16 protein-coding genes are annotated in these 19,730 nt (G+C 72.0%); 10 read left to right on the top strand and 6 right to left on the bottom strand.

The window, feature by feature from the left end; all coding sequences use genetic code 11:
- Positions 1-5: 5 nt before the first annotated feature.
- Positions 6-797 carry a DUF8842 C-terminal domain-containing protein gene (locus IEZ20_RS18425; protein ID WP_189299965.1) on the bottom strand — a complete coding sequence of 264 codons (792 nt, stop codon included), beginning with the start codon at positions 795-797 and terminating at the stop codon, positions 6-8.
- Between the two features lie 543 nt (positions 798-1,340).
- Here IEZ20_RS18425 and IEZ20_RS18430 point away from each other — a divergent pair.
- Positions 1,341-2,051 carry a LysM peptidoglycan-binding domain-containing protein gene (locus IEZ20_RS18430; protein WP_189299967.1) on the top strand — a complete coding sequence of 237 codons (711 nt, stop codon included), beginning with the start codon at positions 1,341-1,343 and terminating at the stop codon, positions 2,049-2,051.
- A gap of 98 nt (positions 2,052-2,149) precedes the next feature.
- Here the strand turns inward: IEZ20_RS18430 and ctaD are convergent, their stop codons facing one another.
- Positions 2,150-3,841, bottom strand: coding sequence for an aa3-type cytochrome oxidase subunit I (gene ctaD / locus IEZ20_RS18435; protein WP_189299969.1), 1,692 nt, complete (start codon positions 3,839-3,841; stop codon positions 2,150-2,152).
- 413 nt (positions 3,842-4,254) lie between these two features.
- On the opposite strand from ctaD, the gene IEZ20_RS18440 reads away from it, so the two are divergent.
- On the top strand, positions 4,255-4,470 hold the full coding sequence (locus IEZ20_RS18440) for an I78 family peptidase inhibitor (RefSeq protein ID WP_189299971.1): 216 nt from the start codon (positions 4,255-4,257) through the stop codon (positions 4,468-4,470).
- Between the two features lie 119 nt (positions 4,471-4,589).
- Here the strand turns inward: IEZ20_RS18440 and IEZ20_RS18445 are convergent, their stop codons facing one another.
- Complete coding sequence (locus IEZ20_RS18445) at positions 4,590-5,669, bottom strand: phosphatase PAP2 family protein (protein ID WP_189299974.1); 1,080 nt, start codon at positions 5,667-5,669, stop codon at positions 4,590-4,592.
- A 237-nt stretch (positions 5,670-5,906) separates the two neighbouring features.
- Positions 5,907-7,313, bottom strand: coding sequence for a glycosyltransferase family 39 protein (locus IEZ20_RS18450; protein ID WP_189299976.1), 1,407 nt, complete (start codon positions 7,311-7,313; stop codon positions 5,907-5,909).
- 260 nt (positions 7,314-7,573) lie between these two features.
- On the opposite strand from IEZ20_RS18450, the gene IEZ20_RS18455 reads away from it, so the two are divergent.
- Together IEZ20_RS18455 and IEZ20_RS18460 are read left to right on the top strand one after the other, a co-directional pair.
- Positions 7,574-9,340, top strand: a complete 1,767-nt coding sequence (locus IEZ20_RS18455) for an MFS transporter (protein ID WP_229896130.1) — start codon at positions 7,574-7,576, stop codon at positions 9,338-9,340.
- Positions 9,341-9,436: 96 nt separating this feature from the next.
- Entirely contained in the window at positions 9,437-10,627 is a 1,191-nt protein-coding gene (locus IEZ20_RS18460) for an acyl-CoA dehydrogenase family protein (RefSeq protein WP_189299978.1), read from the top strand.
- Between the two features lie 39 nt (positions 10,628-10,666).
- Here IEZ20_RS18460 and IEZ20_RS18465 read toward each other — a convergent pair whose 3' ends face one another.
- Positions 10,667-11,104 carry a cell division protein SepF gene (locus IEZ20_RS18465; RefSeq protein WP_103812297.1) on the bottom strand — a complete coding sequence of 146 codons (438 nt, stop codon included), beginning with the start codon at positions 11,102-11,104 and terminating at the stop codon, positions 10,667-10,669.
- Positions 11,105-11,370: 266 nt separating this feature from the next.
- Between IEZ20_RS18465 and IEZ20_RS18470 the strand changes: the two genes are divergently transcribed.
- A complete protein-coding gene (locus IEZ20_RS18470) occupies positions 11,371-12,699 on the top strand; it encodes a DUF5685 family protein (RefSeq protein WP_189299980.1) in 1,329 nt (442 codons plus the stop codon).
- On the opposite strand, the gene IEZ20_RS18475 is transcribed toward IEZ20_RS18470, so the two are convergent.
- Positions 12,700-13,623, bottom strand: a complete 924-nt coding sequence (locus IEZ20_RS18475; protein ID WP_189299982.1) for an ABC transporter substrate-binding protein — start codon at positions 13,621-13,623, stop codon at positions 12,700-12,702.
- A gap of 424 nt (positions 13,624-14,047) precedes the next feature.
- Here IEZ20_RS18475 and IEZ20_RS18480 point away from each other — a divergent pair, with 424 nt between their 5' ends.
- The 5 genes from IEZ20_RS18480 to IEZ20_RS18500 all read left to right on the top strand — a co-directional run bounded on the left by IEZ20_RS18480 (position 14,048) and on the right by IEZ20_RS18500 (position 19,427).
- Positions 14,048-14,905, top strand: coding sequence for an amino acid ABC transporter permease (locus IEZ20_RS18480; RefSeq protein ID WP_189299984.1), 858 nt, complete (start codon positions 14,048-14,050; stop codon positions 14,903-14,905).
- Positions 14,902-16,677, top strand: coding sequence for an FAD/NAD(P)-binding protein (locus tag IEZ20_RS18485; RefSeq protein ID WP_189299986.1), 1,776 nt, complete (start codon positions 14,902-14,904; stop codon positions 16,675-16,677). The genes IEZ20_RS18480 and IEZ20_RS18485 overlap by 4 nt, the downstream gene beginning before the upstream one ends.
- Positions 16,674-17,435 carry an amino acid ABC transporter ATP-binding protein gene (locus IEZ20_RS18490; RefSeq protein WP_305809417.1) on the top strand — a complete coding sequence of 254 codons (762 nt, stop codon included), beginning with the start codon at positions 16,674-16,676 and terminating at the stop codon, positions 17,433-17,435. Before IEZ20_RS18485 ends, IEZ20_RS18490 begins: the two co-directional genes overlap by 4 nt.
- A 115-nt stretch (positions 17,436-17,550) precedes the next feature.
- Positions 17,551-18,333, top strand: a complete 783-nt coding sequence (locus tag IEZ20_RS18495; protein ID WP_189299988.1) for a DUF1684 domain-containing protein — start codon at positions 17,551-17,553, stop codon at positions 18,331-18,333.
- 191 nt (positions 18,334-18,524) lie between these two features.
- Positions 18,525-19,427 carry a S1 family peptidase gene (locus IEZ20_RS18500; protein ID WP_189299990.1) on the top strand — a complete coding sequence of 301 codons (903 nt, stop codon included), beginning with the start codon at positions 18,525-18,527 and terminating at the stop codon, positions 19,425-19,427.
- The last annotated feature ends 303 nt before the right edge of the window (positions 19,428-19,730 follow it).

Here is a 19,730-nt window from a genome sequence, read left to right on the forward strand (position 1 = left end):
GGGTCTCAGGTGCCGGCGAGCGGAAGCGCCGCGGCGACCAGCTTGCCGCCCGCCGCGGCCTTGTCCAGCGCGTCCCGCAGCAGGTCCTCCCGCGGCTGGCGCCCGATGGAGCCCACCGGTGCCGCGAACAGCAGCACCTGCTGGTGCTTGTTGGCCGCGGCCCGCCAGCTGTCCGTCACCTGGAGCGGCTGGTGCGCCTGCCACCAGGCCACCGGCTGGCCCCCGGCGGCGGACGGCTGCAGCACCGCGTGCAGCTGTCCTACGGCCAGCAGGACGGACCAGCCGTGCAGCACCGGCGGGACGGACGCCAGCTCCGTCAGCGGCATGAAGCCCTGCTCGATGAGGAGCGGCAGGAAGTCGTCGCCGGCCCCGGTGGTGCCCGGACGGACGATCGGTGAGGTCGGCTCGACCACGAGTGCGGGGTGCAACTCACCGTCGAGCAGGACGAGTCCGCTGGTCACGCCGAGCACCGCCTGCTCGGGCACGGCCCTCTGCGGCTCGCCCTGGGGCGGGTGGCCGCCGGTGCCGCCGATGGACCGCACGGCGCCCTGCAGCTGCTCCTCCGTCACCTGGACGACCTGCGAGGGCAGACAGCTGGCGTGGGCGAAGGCGAGGACGGCGGTCTCGTCGCCGACGAACAGAACGGTGCTGGTGCGCTCCTGCTCGGAGTCGCCCGGGGTGCGGCAGGACGTGCAGTCGTAACTGCCCGGGGCGTTCTCTCCGGCGAGCAGCCGGTCGGCTTCTTCGTCGCCGATCTCGGCGCGTACGGCGTCGCTGACGTCGAGCATGCGCGGCACGGGTGGCTCCCTCGGGATGCGGTGCTGGGGTCGGCCGGGTGGCTCCCGGCCGATGAGCCCCGGGGTTCCGGGCTCATGAAGAAGACAACGGGCGTCCTGTGGTGGGAGTCACGCCCCGGCGCCGACCGGTTCGCATCGGCCACCGCAGACGGTCACAACGGGTGCGGAATCGGACACTCACCGTCAACCTTGTGTACAGTCAAGGAACTTGAACAGGTGAAGTGGGTCACAGGTCACCTGGACCGGTGGTCGAAAAATCGGGAAATCAGCGCATGTAGTGGGTGTCCTGAAATCGCCGATACCCGCGGTAACGCGCAACTGGCCTGGCCGGACGGCGAGTTGGTTGATCCGGGCCGCTCGTCCTCCTTACATTCCTCCGCCGTGTGCAACGAGCACCGCTCGGGTACGTCCGCCGGCCGGCACAGGCAGAGCCGAATCGCCGACTCCGGTCACGGCGGGCGGGGCGGGCGCGAGGAACCGCGGTCCTACGCGGCGAGGCGCGCTCCGCCTTGGGGGAGCCCGGGTTCGTGGAGAGGGAACTACATGTCCGAGTGTGCCGATACCACCCGCAACACCGCCCGTCCCGCCGGCGCCCGTCCCGACGGATCCCGCAAGGGCCGTACGACGGCCGCACTCGCCGGAGCCGCCCTGCTGGCCCCGCTGGGACTGCTGGCCGCGACCGGCAACGCCGCCGCGGCGGACAACGGAGTGTGGGACCGCATCGCCCAGTGCGAGAGCGGCGGCAACTGGCACATCAACACCGGCAACGGCTACTACGGCGGACTCCAGTTCTCCGCCTCGACCTGGCGCGCGTACGGCGGCTCCGCCTACGCCGCGACGGCCGACCAGGCCTCCAGGAGCGCGCAGATCGCCGTCGCCACCAAGGTCCAGCAGGCCCAGGGCTGGGGAGCCTGGCCGGTCTGCTCGGCCCGGGCCGGAGCCTCCGGAGCCGCTCCGGCCGAGGCCCGCACCGGGTCCTCCGGAACGGCGGCCTCCAGCGGCGGCGCGACGACGAGGTCCGCCCCGGCGCGGCCCGCCCCGTCGAAGTCCGCCCCGGCGACGACGCCGGAACGCACCGCGGCCGCCACGCCCCGCGGCACCTCGCGCGGTGACTACACCGTCCGCGAGGGCGACACCCTGAGCATCATCGCCGCCCGGCACGGGACCACCTGGCAGCGGATCTACGCCGCCAACAAGGCCGTCATCGGCGACGACCCGGACCTGATCGTGCCCGGCCAGCGCCTCGCGCTCTGAGCCCGCACCGCCACGGCGGGCAGCCGCCGCTCCGACGGGGGCGGCGGCTGCCCGCGTCCCGGAGGCCCCGGGCACGCCCGGACGTCCCGGACGCGCCGTCAGGAGGATCCGGGGCCGGCCTGGTGCCGCTCCGGCTCCGGCTGCGGGGTCTGGGCCGCGTACTCCGGGTGGTGCAGGTCGAACGCCGGGGACTCCGAGCGGATCCGGGGCAGCGTGACGAAGTTGTGCCGGGGCGGCGGGCAGGAGGTCGCCCACTCCAGCGAGCGGCCGTAGCCCCAGGGGTCGTCGGTCTCGACCTTCTCGCCGTACCTGGCCGTCTTCCAGACGTTGTACAGGAACGGCAGCGTGGACAGGCCGAGCAGGAAGGAGCCGATCGTGGAGACCGTGTTGAGCGCGGTGAAGCCGTCGGCCGCCAGATAGTCGGCGTACCGGCGGGGCATGCCTTCGGCGCCCAGCCAGTGCTGCACCAGGAAGGTGGTGTGGAAGCCCGTGAACAGGGTCCAGAACTGGATCTTCCCGAGCCGCTCGTCCAGCATCCTGCCGGTGAACTTCGGCCACCAGAAGAAGAAGCCGCCGAAGACCGCGAACACCACGGTGCCGAAGACCACGTAGTGGAAGTGGGCGACCACGAAGTACGAGTCCGTGACGTGGAAGTCCATCGGAGGCGAGGCCAGGATCACCCCGGTCAGCCCGCCGAACAGGAACGTCACCAGGAAGCCCATCGCCCACAGCATCGGGGTCTCGAAGGACAGCGAGCCCTTGATCATCGTGCCGGTCCAGTTGAAGAACTTCACGCCCGTCGGCACCGCGATCAGGAACGACATGAAGGAGAAGAACGGCAGCAGCACCGCGCCGGTGGCGAACATGTGGTGCGCCCACACCACCATCGACAGCCCGGTGATCGCCATCGTCGCCCCGACCAGCGTCAGGTAGCCGAAGATCGGTTTCCGGCTGAACACCGGGATGATCTCCGTGATGATGCCGAAGAACGGCAGCGCGATGATGTAGACCTCCGGGTGCCCGAAGAACCAGAACAGGTGCTGCCACAGCAGCGCCCCGCCGTTCGCCGCCCGGAACACCTGCGAGCCGAACCGCCGGTCCGACTCCAGCGCCAGCAGTGCCGCCGCCAGTACCGGGAACGCCATCAGGATCATGATCGACGTGAACAGGGTGTTCCAGGTGAAGATCGGCAGCCGGAACATCGTCATGCCCGGCGCGCGCATCCCCACGATGGTGGCGATGAAGTTGACCGCGCCGAGGATCGTCCCGAAGCCCGCCAGCGCCAGGCCCATGATCCACAGGTCGGCGCCCACACTGGGGGTGTGCCTGAGGTCGTTGAGCGGCGCGTAGGCGAACCAGCCGAAGGAGGCCGCCCCGTCGGGCACCAGCAGCGAGCCCAGCACGATCAGCCCGCCGAACGCGAACAGCCAGTACGACAGCATGTTCAGCCGGGGGAAGGCCACGTCCGGGGAGCCGATCTGCAAGGGCATCAGCTCGTTGGCGAAGCCCGCGAAACTCGGCGTCGCGAACAGCAGCAGCATGATCGTGCCGTGCAGCGTGAACATCTGGTTGTACCGGTTGTTGTCCAGCAGCTGCAGACCCGGCCGGGCGAGTTCCGCGCGCATCAGCAGCGCCATGACGCCGCCCGCGAGGAAGAAACCGAACGCCGTGATCAGGTAGAGATGGCCGATCTTCTTGTGGTCGGTGGTGGTGAGCCAGTCCACCACCACCCGGCCGCCCCGGTCGCGCCGCCCCGGTCGGGCCGCCGCCCCAACGGTCTCGGTCCCCATCGCTCGCTCGCCCCTTCGCATCGTCGCGCCCGGGCCCGCCGCCGCCCGCGGCACGCGTACCCGCGGGCCGCCGTCCCGATGTCCGCCGGGCGTGCGCTCCGACAGGGGGCGTCCGGCGGTTGTGTGCTGAATCCGTGAAATTCCTATGTGGTGTCAGCTGCCGTGGCACACCGGCGGATTGCGCGGGGAATCGCGTCCCGGGCCCGCCCCGATCCCCACTGCGGCACTTTCCGCCGGGGAATTCGGAGCGGCTCTCCGACACGCGTGAATTCTGTTCGATTACCCCGGTAGGCCGAACGGAAACCCCCGTACGTGTGACGGAGTTCGAGTAAAACGCGGCCCGCAGGCTGTGACAGAAGTGTGACGGGGGCGGACGCTTCTCCTGCCCCGGCGTGCGGGACTAGCGTGGCCGCATGGCACCGATTCCCACTCCGCCAGCGGAGCCCCAGGACAGTCCGGACGGGTACGTCGGCCTCGACGCCGTGCACGCCGAGCGGCTCGCTCGGGAGCGCGGCTGGTCGACGGTACGGTCGCTGCCCCCGGGCGCGATCATCACCATGGAGTACCGGGCCGGGCGGCTGAACTTCGAGGTGCGGGACGGCAGGGTGTCCCGCTGCTGGAAGGGCTGACCGCCGGCGCGGTACGGACACGTGGACGACGAAGGCCCCGCTCCTCTTCCTGGAGCGGGGCCTTGCGTCGTGCGCGGGGGCGGTGGTGCGTACCGGAACCCCCTTGCCGCGTGCCGCCGTCAGCCGCCGGTCAGGGGGCGGGCCGGCTGGGAGGTGCCGCGCGGGAGCCGGTCGGCGTGCGGCGGGCGGCGGCTGCCCGCCGGGGTGACCGGGGTGCGTTCCGAACGGGCCGTGTGCGGTCCGGGCGCCAGGTGCGCCAGGCCCCGGGAGGTCCGGGTCAGGGAGACCGGCTCGCGGACCGGCACCGCCGGTTCGGCCGGTGCCGGCTGGTCCGGCGCCGTCGGCTGCCCGGCCGGCGCCTGTGGTGCGGCCGGCGCGCCGCGTGCGGTGAGCACGCCCGGGGCGACCGGGAGGGCCGGCTCGGGCGCGGGCCGGCCGCGACGCGCGCGCCAGCGGTCGCGCAGGTCGAAGAGGACCAGCTCCGCCTTGGTGATCAGCGGCTCGAACCAGGGCAGGGCGAGCAGGATCAGCAGGCCCGCGGCCCAGCCCAGCAGTACGTCGCTCAGCCAGTGCGTACCGAGGTAGACGGTCGTGAGGCCGACGCCGAGCGAGGTGACCGCGGAGAGGGCCGACAGCCAGCGCCGCGCTCTCGGGCTGGAGGCCAGATACGCCAGGATTCCCCAGGTCACCACCGCGTTGGCGGTGTGGCCGCTGGGGAATATATCGCCGCCCAGGCCCATCTCGTTCGAGCCGATCACGGTGGCGTAGTGCGGTCCGAGCCGCCCCATGCCGAGCTTGGCGGCGCCGACCGTGATGTTCAGCAGCAGCAGCGAGGTGGCCAGGGTGAGCAGCGGACGCAGGGTGTGCTGCCGCCAGGAGCGCCAGCCGAGCCAGGCGGCGACCATCACGGCGGTGGGGCCGCGCTGGCCCAGCACCACGTAGTAGTCGAGGAACGCGTGGATCTCGGGCCACTGCTGGTACGGCCGGAAGAACATGACCTGCCAGTCCAGCCGGACCAGCCACGAGGTCGTCACCACGGCCCACACGATCGCCAGGTAGAAAGCCAGGGTCGCCGAGAACAGCACGACCCGGTGCCGGCTCATCCTCGGCACATCGATGTGGGCCGGTCGTTCCGGCTCACGGTCCAGTCTGGCGAACACCCGGTCCAGACGCCGGGTGAGGTTTCGTTCGGTACGCACCCAATCGACGTTACAGCGAGTGAGCGGTGTTCCCGGTCGAAACAGGGGCTTTGTGATGACGATGTGATGTGGGAAACCTCTCAAGGGCGGGCCGAATTCCGAGGATTCCGCAATCCGGGGAGACCGTTCGGGCCAATTCCTTTGATCGTTCCGGGTGTTGTTTATATCGCGCTTATGAATGCGTTAACCCGGCCCTGGTACGGAATTTTCCGGGGCGTCATCGGGCGGCCCGGTCGATCACGGCGGACCGGAGCCGTTCAGCCAGAAGGCCCCGTAGACCGCCGCGGCCGCCGCCAACCCGGCGACGAGTAGGGCCGATCGGGGGACGCGCAGCCGGGCCAGGGCGCCGGCGAGCGGCAGCAGCACCGGGAAGGCGGGCATCAGCAGCCGCGGCTTGGAGCCGAAGTAGCTGGAGGCACACAGGGCGAGGGCCAGCACGACGCCCGTGTACACCAGCAGGGCGACCGGCTGGCGCCCGCGGACGCCGGTGACGTACAGCCAGATCAGCAGGGCGACCCCGACGATCAGGCCCAGGCCGGCGAGGGCGGACGGAAATGACGTGAACTTGTCGCCCACGAAGCGGGCGAAGGCGTAGCCGCCGTCGAAGCCGTTGCGCCATCCGGCCTGGACGTCCAGATAGCCGAGCGGGCCCCTGCCGGTGCGGTGGCCGACCCAGAGGACGTACCCCGCGGCGCCGAGCGGGGCGATCAGCATGCCGAGCGCACGCCGCCAGACGGGGGCGCGCGGGACGACCGAAGCGCTGGGGGCGGGCGCGGGAGCCCCCGGGGAGACGCGTGCGCCGAGCGTGGGAGCGGCGTGCGCGCCGGGCGCGGGGGTGCGTGTGTCGGGGTGGGCGCCGGGCGCGGGGGTGTGCGTGTCGGGGTGGGCGCCGGGTGTGCGGTCGGGTTCGTGGGAGGGGGCGCCGGGTGTGGGGGTCCGGGGAGCGGAGTGTGCGTCGGGGGTGTGTTCGTCGTGGTGCGCGCCCGGCGTGTGCCGGGTGCCGCGCTCTCGCACGAACGAGACCACGGCCGCCGTCCACAGCGCCGCGACCACCGCCATCCCCACCGGCCGGGTCAGCCCCGCCAGCGCCGCCAGCGTGCCCGCGCTCAGCCACCGCCCGGTCAGCACCGCGTACAGCGACCAGGCCGCCAGCGCCGTGAACAGCGACTCGCTGTACGCCATCGACTGCACCACCCCGACCGGCAGCACCGCCCACAGCAGCACGGCACAGACCCCGACCCGGGGCCCGTACACCCGGTCCGCGACCGCGAAGATCCCGGCCGCCGCGGCGAGCGAGGCCAGCAGGCTCACCACGAACCCGGCGTCCGCGTACGACAGCGGGGTGACCGCGTGCCCCAGCCGCTCCAGCCACGGCAGCAGCGGGAAGAACGCCAGGTTGGAGTGGACGTCCCCGTTCGGCAGCCGCACCTGGTAGCCGTAGCCCAGCTCGGCGACCCGCGTGTACCAGAGCGAGTCCCAGCGCGCGGTCAGCAAGGTGTACGCGCTCTTGCCGCGCGCGGCGCTCCACACCACCAGCACCAGCAGCCCCAGCGCGCGGACCGCCGCGTAGCCCAGGAGGGCCGGGGCCGCCCGGCGCAGCAGAGGGGCGTGGGGCCGGGCCACGCGCGTGTCAAGATCGGTCACGGGCTCGATTATCGACCGCGCACCTCACCGGACCCGTCGCCGGGTCCCGGTCAAGAGGGGATCACGTGGCGTACGCCACACGGGTTCCGTCGTGCGTGTGAGAGGTCCGCCACGTGCCCCCGCGGGGAACTCGCGTACGCTGACGAGTCACCCGCGAGGGTTCGCGCGGGCCGGGGACACCGCTCCTCTCCGGCCGTACGACAGGGAGTCCCCACCCCGTCGGTCCGCCCCATGCGAGGGATCATCTGGGAGGTACGTACATGTCCGGGACGACCACGGCTGCCGTAGGGCCGCGCCGTCGGACGCCCGGGGCCGGTGCCAACCGCTGGGTCGTCCTCGTCGTCCTCTGCGTCAGCCTGCTGCTCGTCGCGCTCGACGCGACCGTGCTGCACGTGGCGGTCCCCGCCGTCACCGAGGACCTCAGGCCCGGCGCCATCGAGCTGCTCTGGATCGTCGACGTCTATCCGCTGGTCTGCGCCTCGCTGCTGATCCTCTTCGGCACCCTCGGCGACCGGGTCGGCCGCAGACGCGTCCTGCTGCTCGGCTACGGCCTCTTCGGCGTCGCCTCGGCCGTGGCCGCGTTCGCGCAGACCGCCGAGATGCTCATCCTGGCCCGCGCGCTGCTCGGCGTCGGCGGCGCGATGATCATGCCCGCGACCCTGTCGCTCCTCCGCCAGGTCTTCCCCGACCGGCGCGAGCGCGCCCTCGCCATCGGCATCTGGAGCGCGGTCGCCGCGGTCGGCGCGGCCGTCGGACCGCTGCTCGGCGGCTTCCTGCTGGAGCACTTCTGGTGGGGTGCGGTCTTCCTGGTCAACATCCCGCTGATGCTGGTCAGCCTCCCCGTGGGCCGGGCCCTGCTGCCCGAGTCCCGGGGCGGGGGTGACGGCCCCTGGGACGTGACCGGCGCCCTGATGGCGGCGGCCGGGCTCTTCGGCGTGGTCCTCGGCGTGAAGCGGCTCGGCGGCGGGGAGGCGGCGGCGAGCCCCTTCACCCTGCTGCCGCTGCTGATCGGCGGCGCCCTCCTCGTCCTCTTCGTACGGCGCCAGCGCCGGCTCCCGCATCCGCTGGTGGACCTGGGGATGTTCCGGCGGCCCGCGTTCAGCACCTCGGTGGGCTGCATCGTGCTGGCCATGCTCGCGCTGGTCGGCCTGGAGCTGATCGCCGCCCAGTACCTCCAGCTGGTCCTCGGCCTGTCCCCGCTCCAGACCGGTCTCCGGCTGCTGCCGCTGACCGTGGCGGCGATGGCGGCGGGCCTCGCGGGCGCGCGCATGCTGCGCCGCTTCGGGCCCCGCCGGATGGTGTGCTTCGGCTTCTGCCTGACGGCCGCGGCGGTGCTGACGCTGACGGCGATGGGAGGCACCGACAACCCGGCGCTCCTGCTGGCCGGCTTCGTGCTGCTGGGCTTCGGCCTGGAGACCACGCTCTTCGGGGCGTACGAGTCGATGCTCAGCGAGGCCCCGGCCGACCAGGCCGGCGGCGCGGCGGCCATCGGCGAGACCTCGTACCAGCTCGGCGCCGGGATCGGCATCGCGCTGCTGGGCAGCGTGATGAACGCGGCCTACACGCCGGGGCTGCGCGCGGTGCCGGGCGTGCCGCGGCGCGCGTCGGACGCGGCGGGCCACTCGCTCGGCGAGGCCTACGAGGTCGCCGGCCGGCTCGGCGGCACCGCCGGGGCGGCGCTGCGCCGGGCGGCGCGGGACTCCTTCGTGCACGGGCTGCACCTGACCCTGCTGGTGAGCGCGGGCCTGTTGCTGCTGGGCGCGGTGATGGCGCTGCGGCTGCCGTGGGTCATGCAGTGCGGCGAGGAGCACTCCGGTGCCGGTGAGCCGGCCGGCGTCGAGGAGCAGTCCGGCGTCGAGGGGCGGACCGGTGCCGGGGAGCGGGCCGGCACCGATGGGCAGGCCGGCGCCCGGGACCATGCCGGTGCCCGGGACCGGGCCGGTGAGGAGCAGGCCGGGGCCGAGGTCGGGCTGCCGTCGCCGCGGGAGGCGGGGGCGGCGGCCGGGAAGCCGCGGGTCACCGCCTGACCCCTCTGGACGTGCGGGACACTGCACCGTAACGTCGGCCGGAGCCGTAACTAGCGCTGCTAGTTTTGTCGATGTCCCGTGTCCGGAGGGTGTTCCATGTCCGCGTCCGCGAAGCTGCCCCCGTTCGATGCCGCCGACCCGCTCGGGATCGACGACCTGCTGGAGCCGGAGGACCGGGCCGTCCGGGACACCGTCCGCACCTGGGCGGCCGACCGCGTGCTGCCGTACGTCGCCGACTGGTACGAGAAGGGGGAGCTGCCCGGGATCCGGGACCTCGCCCGCGAACTGGGGTCGATCGGCGCGCTCGGCATGTCCCTCACCGGGTACGGCTGCGCGGGCGCGAGCGCCGTCCAGTACGGCCTGGCATGCCTGGAGCTGGAGGCGGCCGACTCGGGCATCCGCTCGCTCGTCTCCGTGCAGGGATCCCTCGCGATGTACGCCGTTCACCGGTTCGGCAGCGAGGAGCAGAAGCGGGAGTGGCTGCCGCGCATGGCGGCCGGCGAGGTGATCGGCTGCTTCGGGCTGACCGAGCCCGACCACGGCTCCGACCCCGCCTCCATGCGCACCCACGCCAAGCGCGACGGCGACGACTGGGTGCTGAACGGCCGCAAGATGTGGATCACCAACGGCTCGGTCGCCGGGGTGGCGGTCGTCTGGGCGCAGACCGAGGAGGGCATCCGCGGTTTCGTCGTCCCCACCGACAGCCCCGGTTTCTCCGCGCCGGAGATCAAGCACAAGTGGTCCCTGCGCGCCTCGGTCACCAGCGAACTCGTCCTGGACGACGTACGCCTGCCCGCCACGGCCGTGCTGCCGGAGGTCACCGGGCTGCGCGGACCGCTCAGCTGTCTCTCGCACGCCCGCTACGGCATCGTCTGGGGCGCGATGGGTGCCGCGCGCAGCAGCTTCGAGGCGGCCCTCGACTACGCGAGGTCACGGGAGCAGTTCGGGCGGCCCATCGGCGGCTTCCAGCTCACCCAGGCCAAGCTCGCCGACATGGCGGTGGAACTGCACAAGGGGATCCTGCTCGCCCACCACCTGGGGCGGCGGATGGACGCCGGCCGCCTGCGTCCCGAGCAGGTCAGCTTCGGCAAGCTCAACAACGTCCGCGAGGCCATCGAGATCTGCCGTACGGCGCGGACGATCCTCGGTGCCAACGGGATCTCCCTGGAATACCCGGTGATGCGGCACGCGACCAACCTGGAATCGGTGCTCACCTACGAGGGCACCGTCGAGATGCACCAGCTCGTGCTGGGCAAGGCGCTCACCGGGCTCGACGCCTTCCGGTGAGCCCCGGTGGGGAGGCGGGGCCGGTACGGCGGCCCTGCCTCAGCTCTGGTTGAAGAAGCCGTCCGAGCGGTGGGCGGACGCCTCGCCGCTGATGATCTCCGTGTCGGCCGGGGTGAGCAGGAACACACGGTTGGAGACCCGGTCGATCGAGCCGCGCAGACCGAAGATGAGCCCCGCCGCGAAGTCCACGACCCGCTTGGCGTCGCCGGGCTCCATGTTGGTGAGGTTCATGATGACCGGGACGCCGTCCCGGAACAGCTCGCCGATGGCGCGGGCGTCCCGGAAGCTGTCCGGGGTGACCGTGCCGATCCGGCGGCCCTTGTCCTCGGCCGTGTCCGTGGCCACCTTCACCCGCGGGTCGGTGACCCAGGCGTCCCCGGACTCGGTGCCCTCGGAGTAGTCGTCGTCGTAGTAGCGCTCGTCATCGTTGTCGTCGACGAGGCCGAGCCACGCACTCGCCTTGCGTACCGATCCCATGGACGCCTCCTCTCACAGCGGTCATTCTTGCTTTCCGCATCCCTATGGTCATCCATGATGCGGACGGTGCGCCAAGTGGATAGACGCCGCGCGGGGGGTTTGTGACGGTACTGGTGCACAGTCGATCCGTCGAGAGTCCTTGTGCCCCAAGGGCCGCGACTCATACGGGTGCTGACTGAGAGTGAAATATGATTGTCTGCGGCGGACGGGTGATGCGCGGTGCGTACGGGTGAACGCCAACGTCGTATCACAGTACGGGGGATGTTGTGTTCGGAATCGTCAGGCCGTGTTCCCACCGGCTCGGCGAGAGCCTCAAGGCCGCGTGGACGGCGCACTTGTGCGGGCTCTGTCTCGCCCTGCGCCGGGACCACGGTCAGTTCGCGCGGGTCGTGACGAACTATGACGGTCTTCTCATATCCGTTCTGACAGAGGCTCAGACCGGTCCGGTGAGCGGTGGCCGTCGTACGGCCGGGCCGTGTGCGCTGCGTGGCATGCGGACGGCGTCCGTCGCCCAGGGTGAGGGCGCGCGGCTCGCCGCCGCCGTCTCGCTGGTGCTCGCCGCCGCGAAGGTGCGCGACCATGTCGCCGACCGGGACGGACTGCTGGCCCGCAGGCCGGTCGCCGCCGCGGCGCGCCGGGTCGCCGCGGGCTGGGGCCGGGCGGGGGAGCACAGCGGGGCGGCGGTCGGGTTCGACACCGGCGTCCTGGTCGACGCCGTCGACCGGCAGCTCGGCGTCGAGACCCTGGCCGGGCCCGGCACCCCGATCCTCACGGTCACCGAGCCGACCGAGACCGCGACCGCCGCGGCCTTCGCGCACACCGCGGTGCTGGCCGGACGGCCCGGCAACGCGGCGCCCCTGGCGGAGGCGGGCCGGCTCTTCGGCCGGCTCGCGCACCTGCTGGACGCCGTGCAGGACCAGCGGGCCGACGCCCTGTCGGGTGCCTGGAACCCCCTCACCGCCACCGGCACGCCGCTCATCGAGGCCCGCCGGCTCGCCGACGACGCCCTGCACGGCATCCGGCTCGCCCTGCGGAAGGCCGAGTTCCGCGACGGCGGGCTCGCCCACCTCCTCCTCGTCCACGAGCTGCGCCGCTCGGTGGACCGAGCCTTCGGCACGGCACCGGTGTGCGCGTCCCACCAGCACGGACCGTACGGCGGCGGGGTGCCGCAGGGACCGTACGGCGGCGGGGCGCCGCAGGGGCCGTACGGCGGTGGGTATCCGCAGGGCGCCGGTGTCCCCGCCGCGGGCAATCCGTATGCCGGCGGCGGATTTCCCGGCGGCAGCGGCGGTCACGGCGGCTACGGCGGCTACGGCGGTCACGGTGGAGCCGGCGGCCACGGCGGGGGCGGCGGTGGTGTCGGCGGTGGTGGTTTCGGGCCGCCGCCCGAGCCCGCCGCCAAGGGCCGGCGCGGTTTCTGGGCGGGCTGCGGGATGTTCCTCGCGCTGTTCTGCACCTGCCGGATGTGCTGCGCCGAGGAATACGAGGGCCCGTGGTCCCGCAAGAAGCGCAACGGCTGCTGCCAGTGGTGCGACTGCTCCTGCCCCGGCGGCTGCGACTGCTGCGACTGCTGCTGCCCCTGCGACGGCTGCTGACTAGTTCTTCAGTTCCGGCGGGCTGATCCGCGACCGGGTGATCGCCGAACCCGTGGTACCCCACTTCTTCAGAATCCGGTCGTAGGTTCCGTCGGACAGGAGTTTGTTCACCGCCGCCTGGAACGCCGGCGCCAGTTTCGTGCCCTTCTTGAAGGCGAAACCGACGTCGAGCCGGTGGTACTCGTTGAGGAACTTCAGGCCCTCCTGGTGGGCGACGGCATAACGCAGGCCGTTGATCGTGGACATCACGACGTCGCTGCGGCCCTGCTGCAGCGAGGACCAGATCGCGCTCTGCTCGGCGTACGTCTGCACCTGGTACGCCTTCTTGCCGGCGTCGGTGCACAGATGCTTGTTGTCTTCCAGCGTGGCCTCGAACGTCGTGCCGGCGCCGGTCGCGACGTTCAGGCCGCACAGCTGCTTCAGGTCGGTGATCTTCCCGAGTTCGCTGTCCTTGCGGGTGGCGAAGCCCTGGCCGTCGTTGATGTAGGTGACGAAGTCGATCGTCTTCCGCCGCTCGTCCGTGACGCCGAAGTTGCTCGCGCCGACGTCGTACTTCCCGCTGTCCAGGGCGGGCAGGATCGCCTCGAAGCCGGCCTGCTCCACCTTCAGCCGGATGCCGAGCACCCTGGCGACCGCCTTGGTGAAGTCGACGTCCTGGCCGGTCAGGGTCTTGCCGTCGGAGAGGTAGGTGGTGCCGGGCGGGGTGCCGCCGACGCTCACCGCGACGGTGAGGCGGGTGGTGCCGGCGGGCAGCAGCTTCGCCACGGCGTCGTCCTTCCGCACGGCGGAGACGACGTCCGTGGTGGGCACTTTCACGGACTTGGCCGCCACCGAGGCGGTGCCGGTCTCGCCGGAGCCGCAGGCGGTAAGGAGCAGAGTGGCCGAGGTAATGGCGGCAAAAGATATCAAAAGGTGTGTACGCATCGGGTAGCGGTCTCCTGGCAGCAGAAGGCGTGCAGAGCGCGAGGGGAGGGGTGCGCGTGTGAAGGCAAGGAAGAGCAGGAGGAGAAAAGAGAAAGCGGGAGAACGCGCGAATGCGGCCGCCCGGGGGCAGGCCTGCGCAGGGGGTCAGCTCAACAGGACGAGGACCACACGCGACCGAAGTCGATGTGGGAGCGGGTGACCAGCCACTGCTGTGGATGCATGGGCCAAGTGGAACAGGCATCCGGTTCCGCGTCAACTGACGTGAGACGTACGGCTCACAGTGCGGACAGCCTTGACAGCGGACGTAAGCATCCCCGTACTCTCGGTGCACGGCCCTGCTGAGGGGCTCGGCCGTAGCGCGCCGCCCGGCGCGTCCGTGTGAAGGCACCACCCGTGTTCGACCACCGCGTCACGGAGCCTTCGCATGTCATCCGACACCCTCGCCAAAGTCCCCGCCGCGTCGGGGACACCCCAGCCCGCGGACGCCCCGCGGATCGTCCCGCAGCGCCGGTACGGCCAGTGGGCGGCGGCCGTCGTCGTCCTCGCGCTGCTCGGCCTCGCCGTCAACTCCGTCCTGCGCAACAGGGCGTTCCAATGGGACGTCGTCGCCGACTACTTCACCTCGGACTCCATCCTGCGCGGGCTGTGGCTCACCCTGTGGCTGACCGCCGTGGTGATGGTCCTCGGCTTCGCCCTCGGCACGCTGCTCGCCGCGTTCCGGCTGTCCGCCAACCCCGTGCTGCGCGCGGTCGGCTGGGGATACGTGTGGCTGTTCCGGTCCATACCGATCCTGGTGCAGCTGCTGCTGTGGTTCAACATCGGTGCGCTGTACCCGCAGGTGCTCGGCGTGAAGACCGTCGACCTGCTCAGCCCGGTCGCCGTCGCGATCGTCGGCCTCACCCTGCACGAGGCCGCCTACGCCGCCGAGGTCGTCCGCGGCGGCATCCTCTCCGTCGACCGCGGCCAGATCGAGGCCGCCCAGGCGCTCGGTCTGAGCCCCTGGCGGCGCTGGTGGCGGATCGTGCTGCCGCAGGCGATGCGCGCCATCGTGCCGCCCGCCGGCAACATGCTGATCGGCACCCTCAAGGGCACCTCGATCGTCAGCGTCATCGCCGTCAACGACCTGCTGTTCTCCGCCCAGTTGATCTACCACCGCACCTACCAGGTGATCCCGCTGCTGATGGTCGCCACCCTCTGGTACGCCGTGGTCACCTCGCTGCTCGGCATCGGCCAGTACTACGTGGAGAAGCGCTACGCGCGCGGCACGGAGACCACCCGATGAGGCAGCAGCTGGTGATCGTCGGAGCCGGTCCGCGGGGGACCGGCATCCTCGAACGCCTCGCCGCCAACGCACCCGAGCTGTACGCCGGTCCGGGCCTCGACATCCATCTGGTCGACCCCCATCCGCCGGGCGGCGGACGCATCTGGCGCCAGGAGCAGTCGCCGCTGCTGTGGATGAACTCGCAGGCCGAGGACGTCACCATGTTCACCGACGACACGGTGGCCATGGCCGGCCCAGTGCGCGAGGGTCCGACCCTGCACGAGTGGGCCGGGCTGGACGGCCGTACCTTCCCCGACCGGCGGCTCCAGGGCCGGTATCTGCGCTGGGTGTACGAACAGGCCTGCGCCGGCCTCCCCTCGAACGTCACCGTCCACCACCACCCGCACCGCGCCCTCCGGGTCGGCGGACCGCGCGAGGGCCGCCAGCAGGTCTGGCTGGAGGGCCGCCCGCGCCCGCTCGCGGCCGACCTGGTGATCCTCGCCCTCGGCCACCAGGACACCGAACTCGATGCCGAGCAGAGCGCGTTGGCGGAGTACGCCCGAGAGCACGGCCTGGTGCACCTGCCGCCCGACTTCACCGCCGACAGCGACCTCTCCCCGCTGAGGCCGGGCGAGCCCGTCCTCGTCCGCGGCTTCGGGCTGGCCTTCGTCGACCTGATGGTGCTGCTCACCGAGGGGCGCGGCGGGCGGTTCGAGACGGGAGGGCCCGACGGGCCGGTGTACGTCCCCTCCGGGCGGGAGCCGGTGCTGTACGTCGGCTCGCGGCGCGGAGTGCCGTACCACTCGAAGATCGGCTACGACTGGACCGGCGACCGGCCCCCGCTGCCCCGCTTCCTCGGCCCCGCCGAGGTGGAGGCGCTGCTGGCCCGGCCGGGGGGCTTCGACTTCCGGCGCGATGTGTGGCCGCTGGTCGAGAAGGAGCTGGGCTTCGCCCACTACCACCGGCTGTTCACCGCCCATCCCGGGCGTACGGCGATGGCCTGGGCCGACTTCGAGGAGAAGTACGCGGCGGCGGAGGACCCCGCCGAGACCCGGGCGCTGGTCGCCGTCGCCGTACCCGACCCGGCCGACCGGCTCGACCTCGCCGCGCTCGACCACCCGCTGGACGGGGTGCGGTACGCCTCGCACGACGACTTCCAGGAAGGGCTCAGAAGCTATGTCGAGGCCGACCTCGAACGCCGTCACGACCCCGCCCGCAGCCAGGACCTGAGCGTCTTCCTCGGGCTGCTCTCCGTCTACGGGCAGCTGGTGCGGCTCGGGGACATCGGGACCTGGTGGCACGGGTTCTTCAGCTATCTGGCGTCCGGGCCGCCCGGGCCCCGGCTGCGGCAGATGCTCGCGCTGTCCCGGGCCGGACTGCTCCGGTTCGTCGGGGCCGGCATGACCGTCACCGCCGAGGACGGCGTGTTCCGGGCCGCCAGCCCCACCGTGCCGGGCTTCTCCGTCGAGGCCCGGGCGCTGGTGGAGGCCCGGCTGCCCGAACCCACCGTCGGCCGCGCCCGCGACAGCCTGCTGCGCGAGCTGTACGCCGACGGCGCCGCCGAGACCCCCGACGGACTGCTCCGGGTCGACCCCGGCGACGGCCGGATCCTCGACCGCGCCGGACGCCCGCACCCACGGCGGTTCGCGCTCGGCCCGCACACCGAAACCCGTACCGCCGGGGCGTTCACCCGTCCCCGCACCGGCGGTCCCGCCTTCCGCCAGAACGACGCGACCGCCCGGGCGGTGCTGGCCTTTCTGAGCGGCTCCCTCGCGAAGGAACTCGTGCGATGAGTGTCATGGTCGACATCCGGTCGGTGCACAAGAGCTTCGGCTCGCTCGAGGTGCTCAGGGGCATCGACCTCCAGGTGCGTGCCGGCGAGGTCACCGTCGTGCTCGGCCCGTCCGGCTCCGGCAAGTCCACGCTGCTGCGCACCATCAACCACCTGGAGAAGGTGGACCGGGGCGAGATCAGCGTGGACGGCGCGCTGATGGGCTACCGGCGGGCCGGGGACAAGCTGCACGAGCTGCCCGAACGCGAGGTGCTCCGGCAGCGGACCCGGATCGGGTTCGTCTTCCAGAACTTCGGCCTCTTCCCGCACCTCACCGTCCTGGAGAACATCGTCGAGGCGCCGGTGTCCGCGCTGAAGCGGCCCCGGAAGGCGGTGGAGGAGCGCGCGCACCGGCTGCTGGAACGGGTGGGGCTCGGGGACAAGGCCGGCGCCTATCCGCGGCAGCTGTCCGGCGGGCAGCAGCAGCGGGTGGCCATCGCCCGGGCCCTCGCCCTGGAGCCGAAGCTGTTGCTCTTCGACGAGCCGACGTCCGCGCTCGATCCCGAGCTGGTGGGGGAAGTCCTGGACGTCATCCGGGACTTGGCGGCGCAGGGGACGACGATGATCGTGGTCACGCACGAGATCGCGTTCGCCCGGGAGGTCGCCGACACGGTGGTGTTCATGGCCGACGGGCGGATCGTGGAGCAGGGGCCGCCGGACGAGGTGCTGGGCGCTCCGCGCGAGGAACGGACCCGGGGCTTTCTGGCGAAGGTCCTGTGAGGTGTGAGGTCACGGTGTCCCGGGAGCGCGGAGTTCTGCGAGGACAGAGTTCTGTGAGCGCGGAGTTCTGCGAGGACAGCGTCCTGCGGGAACGCAGGGGAGAGGAGACGACGACATGACGACGGACGCGTCCGACGCCTGGAAGCAGTGGCACGAGCAGCGCGTGGAGGGGGTCGCGGACCCCTACGGGCCGCTCGCGCTGACCGCGACGCACTGGGTCGAGGACTATCCGGAGGGGCGACTTCCGGACATTCCCGGGAACTGGGTGGCGGATGGGGGCGGGGTGGTGCTGACGGCCGCCGAGGCCGACGGCCTGACCGTGGACGGCCGGCCCTTCACGGGGGAGGTGCGGCTGTCCGCCGACCGCGGTCCGGAGGCCGGGTCGCGGGTGGCGCTGGGCGAGAAGCGGCTGGTGGTGCTGGTGCGCGAGGGGGTCTGGGGAGTGCGGGTCTACGACCCCGGCTCCGCCGCCCGGCAGGCCTTCCGCGGCATCGAGGCCGGCCCCTACGACCCCCGCTGGTCGGTGCCGGGCCGGTTCACGCCGTACGAGGGCACGCGCACCGTCCGGCTGGCCAACGCCGACGGCCGCGAGCGGGGGTTCGAACTCGCCGGGGAACTCACCTTCACCCTGGCCGGACAGGAGCGGACCCTGAAGGTCGCGCAGCAGGGGGACGGGCGGCTGTGGGCGGTGTTCGCCGACGCCACCAGCGGCGACACGAGCTTCCGGTTCCGCTTCCTCTTCCCGCCGGCCCCGGACGCCGAGGGGCGCACGACCGTCGACTTCAACCGCGCCCAGCTCCCGCCGTGCGCCTTCGCCGACCACTTCATCTGCCCCTTCCCGGCGCCCGGCAACACGCTGGACGTGGCGGTCGAGGCGGGGGAGCGCCGCCTGAGCTGACGTGACGTCAACCGCCCCGTGGTGTAGGGCCGACGGCCGAAAGGCACCCTTGTGCCGACCGGCCGTTCGGCCGAATACTCCCCCCAGCGCTTGTCAGGGGCATGCATATTCGAATTCCGGTCGGCCCCTGGCTGCGCCTCACGGGCCCCGACCCCACGCGGGCCCCCGACTTCCCTTGGAGGGAACGAAACGTGAGGATCAAGCGCACCACTCCCCGCGCCGGCACCGCGAGACGGATCCGGCTGACCGCCGTGGCCACCGGTTTCCTGGCCGCAGCCGCGTTCGCCGCCCCCACCGCGAACGCCAGTGACGCCCACACGTTCAGCGCCGCCCAGCTCACCAAGGCGAGCGACTCCGTCCTGAAGGCCGACATCCCCGGTACCGCCTGGGCGGTGGACAGCAAGACCGACCGCGTCGTCGTCACCGTCGACAGCACGGTCTCCCAGGCCGAGATCGCCAAGATCAAGAAGCAGGCCGGCGCCACCGCGGACGCCCTGGTGGTCAAGCGCACGCCGGGCAAGTTCAACAAGCTGATCTCCGGCGGCGACGCCATCTACGCCAGCAGCTGGCGCTGCTCGCTGGGCTTCAACGTCCAGGACTCCAGCGGCAACTACTACTTCCTGACCGCCGGGCACTGCACCGACGGCGCGGGCACCTGGTGGTCGAACTCGTCCCACTCCACCACGCTCGGCACCACAGCCGGCTCCAGCTTCCCCGGCAACGACTACGGCATCGTGCGCTACACCAACAGCTCGGTGGCCAAGTCGGGTGCCGTGGGCAGCCAGGACATCACCAGCGCGGCCACGCCCTCCGTGGGCACGACCGTCTACCGCCGCGGGTCGACCACCGGTACGCACAGCGGCCGGGTCACCGCGCTCAACGCCACGGTCAACTACGGCGGCGGCGACGTCGTCTCCGGCCTGATCCAGACCACCGTCTGCGCCGAGCCCGGCGACTCCGGCGGCCCGCTGTACGGCGGCACGACGGCCTACGGTCTGACCTCGGGCGGCAGCGGTGACTGCACCTCCGGCGGTACGACCTTCTTCCAGCCGGTCACCGAGGCGCTGAGCGCCTACGGGGTGCACGTCTACTGAGCGACCCCCTTCTCCGGCGGTCCGGCCCCCGCACGCCCTGGGTGTGCGGGGGCTTCGCCGTGCGCGTCGGCCAGGGGGCGAGGGATCTGTTTCCGGGGCTGTTCCCGGGGTCTGTTCTCGGGGTCTGTTCTCGGCCGGGGGCGGTGCCGTCACCGGCCGGTCACGGGGGGTCTCGGTGGCGCGTTTGCGCAGGTGAGGGCCGGGTGAACAGGTGTCGTACACACGTTCGAGAATGGGGGTATGGTGGAGATGGATTTGGGAACTGATGTTCGAGAGCTGTTCGGGGCTCACGAGTGCGGGAGG

The organism is Streptomyces cinerochromogenes, assembly GCF_014648635.1.
GTDB lineage: Bacteria > Actinomycetota > Actinomycetes > Streptomycetales > Streptomycetaceae > Streptomyces > Streptomyces cinerochromogenes.

What these genes read in the sequence shown, in the direction of transcription:
- IEZ20_RS18430 (WP_189299967.1), top strand. Translation starts at nt 1,341, where the DNA reads ATGTCCGAGTGTGCCGATACCACCCGCAACACCGCCCGTCCCGCCGGC.
- ctaD (WP_189299969.1), bottom strand. Translation starts at nt 3,841, where the DNA reads ATGGGGACCGAGACCGTTGGGGCGGCGGCCCGACCGGGGCGGCGCGAC.
- IEZ20_RS18440 (WP_189299971.1), top strand. Translation starts at nt 4,255, where the DNA reads ATGGCACCGATTCCCACTCCGCCAGCGGAGCCCCAGGACAGTCCGGAC.
- IEZ20_RS18455 (WP_229896130.1), top strand. Translation starts at nt 7,574, where the DNA reads ATGTCCGGGACGACCACGGCTGCCGTAGGGCCGCGCCGTCGGACGCCC.
- IEZ20_RS18460 (WP_189299978.1), top strand. Translation starts at nt 9,437, where the DNA reads ATGTCCGCGTCCGCGAAGCTGCCCCCGTTCGATGCCGCCGACCCGCTC.
- IEZ20_RS18465 (WP_103812297.1), bottom strand. Translation starts at nt 11,104, where the DNA reads ATGGGATCGGTACGCAAGGCGAGTGCGTGGCTCGGCCTCGTCGACGAC.
- IEZ20_RS18475 (WP_189299982.1), bottom strand. Translation starts at nt 13,623, where the DNA reads ATGCGTACACACCTTTTGATATCTTTTGCCGCCATTACCTCGGCCACT.
- IEZ20_RS18480 (WP_189299984.1), top strand. Translation starts at nt 14,048, where the DNA reads ATGTCATCCGACACCCTCGCCAAAGTCCCCGCCGCGTCGGGGACACCC.
- IEZ20_RS18485 (WP_189299986.1), top strand. Translation starts at nt 14,902, where the DNA reads ATGAGGCAGCAGCTGGTGATCGTCGGAGCCGGTCCGCGGGGGACCGGC.
- IEZ20_RS18490 (WP_305809417.1), top strand. Translation starts at nt 16,674, where the DNA reads ATGAGTGTCATGGTCGACATCCGGTCGGTGCACAAGAGCTTCGGCTCG.
- IEZ20_RS18495 (WP_189299988.1), top strand. Translation starts at nt 17,551, where the DNA reads ATGACGACGGACGCGTCCGACGCCTGGAAGCAGTGGCACGAGCAGCGC.